Source organism: Pusillimonas sp. MFBS29 (genome assembly GCF_020687695.1).
GTDB lineage: Bacteria > Pseudomonadota > Gammaproteobacteria > Burkholderiales > Burkholderiaceae_B > Pusillimonas_C.
This window is the reverse complement of sequence record NZ_JAJEWL010000003.1, coordinates 417,381-425,176: the sequence shown is the minus strand read 5'-3', so window position 1 is coordinate 425,176 and position 7,796 is coordinate 417,381. Positions and strand designations below refer to the sequence as shown.

5 protein-coding genes are annotated in these 7,796 nt (G+C 51.9%); all 5 read right to left on the bottom strand.

Annotation, left to right across the window (positions count from 1 at the left end; translation table 11 throughout):
• Positions 1–139 precede the first annotated feature (139 nt).
• The 5 genes from LKR43_RS07030 to LKR43_RS07010 all read right to left on the bottom strand — a co-directional run bounded on the left by LKR43_RS07030 (position 140) and on the right by LKR43_RS07010 (position 7,763).
• Entirely contained in the window at positions 140–568 is a 429-nt protein-coding gene (locus tag LKR43_RS07030) for a very short patch repair endonuclease (RefSeq protein ID WP_255675995.1), read from the bottom strand.
• Positions 569–629: 61 nt separating this feature from the next.
• Positions 630–2,426, bottom strand: a complete 1,797-nt coding sequence (locus tag LKR43_RS07025; protein ID WP_227683311.1) for an AIPR family protein — start codon at positions 2,424–2,426, stop codon at positions 630–632.
• A gap of 2 nt (positions 2,427–2,428) precedes the next feature.
• A complete protein-coding gene (locus LKR43_RS07020) occupies positions 2,429–3,451 on the bottom strand; it encodes a PD-(D/E)XK motif protein (RefSeq protein ID WP_227683309.1) in 1,023 nt (340 codons plus the stop codon).
• Positions 3,435–6,293, bottom strand: coding sequence for a Z1 domain-containing protein (locus LKR43_RS07015; RefSeq protein ID WP_227683308.1), 2,859 nt, complete (start codon positions 6,291–6,293; stop codon positions 3,435–3,437). Before LKR43_RS07015 ends, LKR43_RS07020 begins: the two co-directional genes overlap by 17 nt.
• Before the next feature lie 3 nt (positions 6,294–6,296).
• Positions 6,297–7,763, bottom strand: coding sequence for an ATP-binding protein (locus LKR43_RS07010; RefSeq protein ID WP_227683307.1), 1,467 nt, complete (start codon positions 7,761–7,763; stop codon positions 6,297–6,299).
• Positions 7,764–7,796 lie beyond the last annotated feature (33 nt).

The window sequence follows — 7,796 nt, the reverse complement described above, 5'->3', positions numbered from 1 at the left end:
ATACCAGAGAAGTAGAGGATTCGCTCATTAAAACAAATGTCCATTTACCAAAAATGAATGGACACTTATCTTGATGAGTTTTACGTGAGAGCGCTAGACGGTAATGGGCGTACGCTTACGCTCGATAATGATCAAGGACCTAATTTTCCAGTATCTGAGATAAAGAAATCTCCCCTGTGGGAGCATCGCCCTCTATCCATTGACTCATTATGCCCCTGAGAGCGGCTAGTGCAGGTTTGCTTCGGGTTGCGCATTCCCAAACCACAAGAACCCTCCACCCGGCAGCTTTCAACGCAGCAAAAACCTCTTGATCTCGCTGGACATTACGGCCCAGCTTCTGGCGCCAGAAGTCCGGATTGCTCGCTGGCAGTCTCGCATACTTGCACTCCAGATGCTGATGCCAGAAGCAGCCATGGACAAAGATTACAATTTTCCTGCCGGACATAACGATATCAGGTGTTCCTGGCAGATCATTTCGATGCAGCCGGTACCGAAAACCATCAGCAAAAAGCAGTTGGCGGACAAGTAGTTCAGGCTTTGTGCTCTTGCCCCGAATGCCCGCCATCATCTTGCTGCGTTGGGCCGAACTAACGATATCAGACACGACTTTTGAAATACTGATGGTTAATCTAACTTAGCTCAGGAATATTATCCCTCACTGGAGAATAGCTGGCAGAGCGAACTGCTTCCCAGCATTCCTGTTTTTTTGCCCACTCAGAAATCATCCTGCCTTCGGCCCCTCGGTGCAGAGCGTCATTAACTCCCGGCGCCCAGGCAGCAATTTGTTCCTTGAACAGCGGTGATATATCCTGTTGGTTCCAGATGCGCTCAAGGACAATACGGTCACCTATCTTCTCTGCCGTCAACGATACGAGGTAAGCAGCCACATTGGCCTGGAAAGCGGGGAACATTGGCCTGACAATGGAATGAGTTTTTTTAAACAGTATGGCCTTTGCAACCATTTCCTTGAACGTAGTTATATCAGGAAGGGAGGCTGGGGGCTGTCCGTCAGACGGAGTGATTGTATCCATATAGCGTTCGAAATTTTTTTGTGCCCCAAGGCTGACAAGATATGGCTTCTTATCCCATGCGGTCAAATATTTGGCCAAATCAGTTTTCGTTATTTTTCGGGCAGGCGGAATTACTTCCGTCCTTAAATGCTTGAGTTTGGAAGGAGTCGTTCCTTCCCTGGCAAGCAGAGTCTTATAGCTGCCCGCTGTACGCTCATAGAACCACCTTCCTACACCGTTCGGGCAATAAGTTCCTTGTGCCAGTTTTTCGATCTCGACATGGTACGGTTTATTAGCAGAAAGGTCGGACTGTTTTACTGCATTCTGGCTGTTGGCATACCTTGAAATGTCGGAAATGAGTGCCTCTTCGGCCACGTCATCCTGAGATCGCAAGATGATGATCTTTGCGGGCACGCGCACTTGCTTCAAATTGATCTCGGGTGACTTCTTTTTAGAGAAATAAATCGATGCTGTTGTCTGGCCACCGTTGACGATCTGCATACCCTTGAGTGAAGCGATACCAGGGCTTCCGTCAGCAGCCCTATTAATACTGGCTTCATCAGCGACTATCACGATGCCGTTGTTGTAGGCCATGAAGCGTGCCGGTGAGTTTTTTAAGGTATCCCTGATCCCCCGATTAACCTTGCCGGTAACGCTTAGAAACGAACGAACATTAGCTTCCAGAAGCCGGGCACCATATTTCTCATAGATGAAGCGCAAAGCTTCTCCTGGTATGACTGTCAGCGCATAGTCGTAGTCTTCATCCTGTGCGGGGACATAAACGCAAGGAAGGGGGCCACCAGCCAGATCATCAAAGTTCACAATGAGCTCATCGCGAGGCTTGCCTTCGGACCAGTGCCTGTGCAACCGCTCAATGTCCATGACTTCCAGCTTGATGGTTTTCCCGCTAATCTCTCTCGTCTTGAATGCCTTCGATTTCGCCTGTCGGTCCGTGACAACATAGATTCTGATTTCATCGATCTCAGGATACCCGCCCTCAATAGTCAGTGCCAACTCATAAGCATCATTGGATTCGTCCATTGTGCGAGCAAGCTTCCCTTCGGCGCATTTCGCCAGGAATCGTAAGCATTGCTCTGCTGCCGTTTTTGTTTCTGTATCTGTCACAGGCGTTATTTGGTCGACGCCATCATAAAGGCTGACGAATAAATCCAGCTGTTCTGCATCTTCAGATAGCGAATAGCCGCTCAGGCGTAAATTCGCATTCCCTACCTTAGCCGAGTAATGGCAGGTTGTGGGTTCATATGTCATACCTATTTCGGCCATATGCTCCATGACCACTTCAGCAAAGACCGTTTCAGGGTAAGGGTACCGCTGATCATCTGTCGTTTCGAGGCGTTCGCTGATCTGGGTTCGTACATCAGCTTGAGTCTGCTGCAGAAATTCTTCGAGTTCCATTATCAAATCATCCCAAGTTCGGTCATGACGCTAGACATGTCAATATTCTGCGACGATATCAGGTCAAGATCGATCTCATAGTGAGCCCTCCTGATTTCATTTGCGATGTTTCCGCGGGTCAACCGAGGAAACCCTTCTGTGATAAGAAGCAGCCTGGTGTCCAAGTGGTTAAACTTCCGTGTGTATCGGTCTTCGGCGCCCGGCAGCAGGCCCGCTCGAAGGAGCTTATCTTCCAGCATGGATTGTGCTGCAGAGTCTCCCCTCAGGCAGTTGTGAACGCTAGCTGCCCGTTCGGGGAGTGTTTCACCATAGGCGGATAATTCAAGCCTGATGCCAGCCAGGAAAATCGGCCTGATCAGCGAATCATCAAGCTGTTCAAGGGATCCAATTTTTGCCGGGAAGGTGCCCATTGCAACGGTGCTTTTCACTTCTATTGCGCCTGTTCCAAAGCTAAAGTCCTGTATACCGTCCAGAGGTCCTTCCCAGCCTTCTACTGCTGTGTTCGCGGGTAGTCCTGCCATTATTAAACTTTGCAGGAAGTAAAGCTCTCCATAAAGACCAACCTCCGCTTCTGGTGAAAGCATATGATCCCGATTCTCGCGCATGAAGTTCTGCCAAGCACGTATACGTGATAGGAAGAGATCGAAGATGCGTTCTTCGTTCACCTTCGGATAGCGCTGAATTGTTGTGATGACATCTGTTGCCATCATAGTGAAAAGCTCGAGGCTGCCACTATCCTCCCTGGAAAGGGCAACCCACGTTCGATCAGCTTCTCTTCCCGACAGTGAGACCTTCCCAACATGAAACCCCCTGCCCTGGGGCAGATTGATGGCAGGTAGTACTCGCATCGTAGTGAAGCCAACCAAGAGCGACTCCTCATTCCCCGGGAAATGCCGCCCGGCCAAGAAGCGGCAGGGCCCGTCAGGTGAAATCGGAATAACCTGCCAGCCACTATTCGCTTCGGTGCCACCAAGGGCGCGCCAAGTCGCGAGGAGTTCCTGGTGATGATTAATTTGCGGACCCATACTCAAGCTCCCAGCCAACATTGTTGATTTTGTATTCCACCTTCAGCCCGGAGTTGCTGCCCGGGAAACTTATACCGAATGCGATGACAGGAGGAGTCCCCTTACGAAACCCTGACATGGCCTTGTCAGGATCCAGTGCATAAATCAGCAATACACCGCGCTCAGGATGGGCTGGTACGTTTTGTGATCCAAAGCCGCGGACTCTGCGGATTGCTGGACCATTCGGAACCTCTGGCCCCTTGCCATCAGAAGCCCTGGCAGGGTCGTTTTTCCACGCTTCTCGTGTCAGTTTGAGCGCCTCTGCCCATGCCGCTTCATCCAGATCTATTGCCTCGTCCCTGGGAGATAGCAGGCGCCCGATAGCATAGCGGTCTTCGAATTGGCCATTGGCTTTCCGCTTCAACATACTGACCGATATACCGTCGACAATCTCGTAGTTTTCACCTTCACCACCACCAACCAGAGCCACAGTCCACTGAGTGAGCTCGTTCCCCGTGGCCATAGACTGTATGAACTCGGCAAGTAATGTGCTATTCACTTTGTGTGCTTCAGGATGAGTTCTGTACGATGAAAGGAACTCCACTATATGAGTGGCGTCGATATTGCTCCAAAGAAAGCCTGTCCAATTTTGCTGGCTACCCAGCCTTTTCCGTGATGGATCCTTCTCAGGTCGGCCCAGGCCGGATAGCAGCTGTTTTGCGGCGTTGAGATTCTGCTGCAGAATCATCTCATCCCGGAAAAGCGACACAGTTTCCAATAGCTGCCCACTAAAGGACAACATCAGGCTCCTGGCCGAACGCATTTTCAATCGTGAGGTCACCATAAGTACCGGATGGGACTGAACCTTCAGGCCATAATCCCGTGGTGTACCGTTGCTCGCTGCCATGAGGTCAAACTCCTCCCGAAGCTCTTCGGCCGCATCAGTAATGTGCTCGAACCACTCACAAAGCTCCGGCGTGGTATACAGCCGGCATAGGTCCAGATATCCTGGCCGATAACCGAACCAGCGCCCCATTTGCATAAGAGTGTCGTACATGCGGGAAGCACGTAGAAAGTAGCTGATGCAAAGACCTTCCAGGGTCAGGCCGCGCGCAAGCTTGTCGCCCCCCACGGCGATAACCTTTAGCCCTACCCCTTTATGATCAGAATAGTCGAGTGCATCCTTGGCCGTACCGTTAATCATTCTGATCTGAACATCGCCGATATTATCTGTGAGGGCCTGCAGCACGTCTTCCCATGCGGGCTCGTGTTGGGATGCTTGATCCGGGGCTATGGTGAGTATGGCTTGTGTAGTGGGGATAAAGTCGTGCTCCCAAACCGTTTGCAGACGCTGAATTATGTCTTCGTGGTCTACCCTGCGCTGGAGCCTCTGCCGTATATGCCTGACATGTTCGTTGACTTGGTCGTGCACATGCTTTTGAACTGAATTAAACCGGGTCACGTGGATGAGCATGGAACTATGATCAGTTCCCTGGCCCCGGATATCGCGCAAGGCGCAAGACAATAGAAAGGCGTCGATGGCCTCTACCAGTGAAGGAGGCAGAGCGGTGCCAACATCGTGAAGCGGCGTATGCGCAACGTTGTGCTTTTGTGGCATCCAGCCACCTCGTCCATCTTCCTTCGAGTAATCAGTCACAGGCCGAACGAGAGGGACGCCGCCCTCACGTCCGTCAGGTCCTGAATGGCCGAAGACTTTTGCCGGACCGATGTAGTTTGATGACGCGGCAAGGTTGATGATGAAAGCAGACGGAAATAAATCGGGCCCTTCTTCACGCGTTGCACCTTTTTCATGAATAAAGATATTTGCAAAAGGTGTTGCCGTATATCCCACATATGAGGCCTTTGAGAAGGAGTTAAGGATCTTCCTGATCCTGCTGTTAATTGCGGTCGGCTGGTGCTCGTCGTCCGGATTGCCTTCGGCATCAAACCACTGCTCCCCCGTATCTACAGACGCGTGATCGGCCTCATCATCAATCAGAAGGAGCGGTAGCCGCGTTACGACCTTTCTGCCGGTCTCGGAATCGTGCGTATCAGCGACATGGTTTCGAATCCAGCGGTACAGCCGCTCCAGCACAGTCTTGTTCTTTTTGACAACAAATAGCCAAGGTCGTTGCTCCGGTGTGATGCCCAGTTTCCTGGCAATAGCGGTGCTGAAATCCCCCTTGTCGGTGCGATTCGTGACATAGTTGGGGCGAATGGCCGGATCGCCATCGATTTCGCCTACACCAATGACCCTGATATCGTCCTGCGCTGGTTTGGTTTCATAGCCAAGGAAGCCCTCATCCAGACGCATCTGTGTCTGAGAACGCAGGTTGTTGTGCAATCCGGCAAGGACAATGATGATCTTGTAGCCAGCGTCTGCTGCCTTGCAAATAAGCCCGGTATAGTTGCCCGTCTTGCCAGACTGTACATGACCAACAACAAGGCCCCGACGGTCCCAGCTCCCATCACGTCTGGGATCCTCCAATTGCTCGAGAATAGTATCTGTAGAGTTGTTAAGGGCGTCAACTGCCGCGGGTGAAAGTTTGCGTTCCAGCCATTCCCGATAGCGCTGCCAATATCGCCAGTCCTGTTTGCGCGCTGATGTCAACCAAGCCACATGGTCGACATCACTTGTCAGGGCAGTATCTTGTCCAGTCCACATACTGAATCGTCGGATGAGCTCATCTGTTACTGCATTTCTGTTCAGTCCTTCCCCCCATTTTGGGTTCATGCTTATGACCAACGAGATCTTCTCGGCGATCAAACTGGTTGTGACATCGGAGCGATCTTCATGGTCCAGCAAAAGCTCCTGCACAAATTTAATGACCTTTTGGCTATGAGTGTCTGCAGTTATTGTCATGACTCAATCGTTGTAGTGTTCTTCGGGGTTGTCCGGGAGAGCGTGCACTATTTCAGGATAATTATCGAAAGGCTCAGTCGTCAGCAGCAGCTCGCGTGCGCGATGAGGCGACACTCCCTTTCGAAGCACCATATTTCGATATAGGACCTGGAGCACCTTAAGTACTTCGGCAGCGGGTTCTTCCGCAAATCCTGTGCGGGGAGTTTCCCGGGCTTCGGCGGTATCCAGCCAGATCCTTTGAACAGGGATTGTTTCTTCCAGGATGCGCAGCATGGAGACTATGTTCGTTTTTAGAGGGCCGGCGTCCTCAAGTACCGATTTGATAGCGGGGTGATTGTGTTCAACTCTGTACCGAATACCGCCATTAAAGTGTTCGGCGCGCCAAGCCTCGACGATAGTCTTGCCTCCTCCAACTGCTACTGCCTTTCCGCGATGCGCAAAAACACGTCTTGCACGTTCCCTAGTGTCTTCGGCAAGCCGGGTCAATTGCATGCGAAGCGCTACGGGAGGCCTTGCCGTTGACTTTCGAATATCAATCTTCCAATCTGAATCCGCAGTATTTGGAATGTCCAGCCTGATTCTTGCGAGACGATGCGCTTCTTCTTTGGTCCACGAACGTCCTCGGCCAAGACCAAGCCAGCTACCCGCCAGCAACAGGCGCTCATTTCTGTAAACGTAGAAGCCCTGCTGGGCAGTCCAGCCGTCCGGGCCTGCGGCTGCTTCATGAACTCCCGGGTCCAGCCGGTCCTTGTGAGGAAGCACGTGGCCCTGCGCTTCCACCTCCCCGCCGGCCGTAACGAATGTGGCTATAGGTGAGGACCAAGTGGCCGGGTGTGCAGTCAGAAAGGGATCCCACGGCCTGACCGGGCGGCCATTAATGGTCAGTGAGAGTTTTGGTTGGGGGCTGGTCAGAAAACGATGGAACACCATCGCAAGATGCCGTTCCACCTTATCAATCAGATCGAGAAAGTCCTGTTCACGAAAACCGGGGGTAATGATCCGGTCGTTTAGCTCCCAGATGACTAAGGTTCCGTGCTCTTTATTGCTAAGCGCTTGCAGAAGATGTTCGGAGCCTTTTCCAGGCCCTTCCAGCAGATACCAGCCATCATCTTCGCTGGATGCAAGTATGTCCAGATCCCAACGAAGACACTCGATCCGCCCTTCTTTGCAACTGGCGACGGTCAGCCTGCGGCATTGTGAAAAGGATGCGGTTTTCAGGCCAAGGCCAAACCGACCCAAATCGGAAGGATTGCGCGCATCCAGCGGACTTTTTTCACCCAGCCGCATGGCGAGATCCAGTTCGATCTCATTCATTCCTGCACCATCGTCGAGAATGGTAATGGTACTCAACGGCCCATCCCAGGAAAAATGAAGATCCACATACCTTCCGTTCGCTGCGATACTGTTGTCGACAATGTCCGCAAGTGCAGTTGCGGTTGAATAACCCAAGCCTCGCAGGGCCTCGATCATGGCTCCAGCCTTCGGAGGGGCGTGTCTCATACG